Below are 551 nucleotides of genomic sequence, written 5' to 3' on the forward strand. Positions count from 1 at the left end.
TCTGGATCTTGACCCATGGCAAGTGCTGAATTGGTCACTTTTCCGGCATCAATATCTGCTTGTGTAATGGTGTAATCTCTAGTAGCGACGCCTACAGCCGTAGGATTCAAACTATTTGGAACCAAGGCTAAATTAGTGATTCCTAATTTCGCATCATTGATAGCAAGATTATTAACGGTAACATTTCCAGTATTGGTCACTGTAAAAGTATAGGTGATGACATCTCCCACCTTAGCTTGGGTTGGATCTCCATTATATACTCCCGTTTTTACAAATACAATCTTACCTGAGGTAGGCAAATCTGTAACAGTACTATCATCAGTATCCACTGTCGTTCCAGAAATATCCTGAACATCATTCCCCTTTGGATCTTGTCCTTGGGCAATGGCACTATTGGTTACTTTTCCTGAGTCTATATCCGTTTGGGTAACAACATAATTTTGGGTTGCAACTCCTACTGCATTTGGTGCCAATGTACTTGGTGTCAAAGCTAAATTTGTAAGACCTAATTTGGCATCACTGATTGCGATATTACTTACCGTAACATTACC

The 551-nt window shown here is 40.1% G+C and carries 1 pseudogene; it reads right to left on the reverse strand.

Annotation, left to right across the window (positions count from 1 at the left end):
* Nucleotides 1–551, reverse strand: a pseudogene (locus K5R64_RS07435) (hypothetical protein); the annotation flags it as partial.

The organism is Flavobacterium sp. UMI-01, assembly GCF_019656315.1.
Taxonomy (GTDB): Bacteria; Bacteroidota; Bacteroidia; order Flavobacteriales; family Flavobacteriaceae; genus Flavobacterium.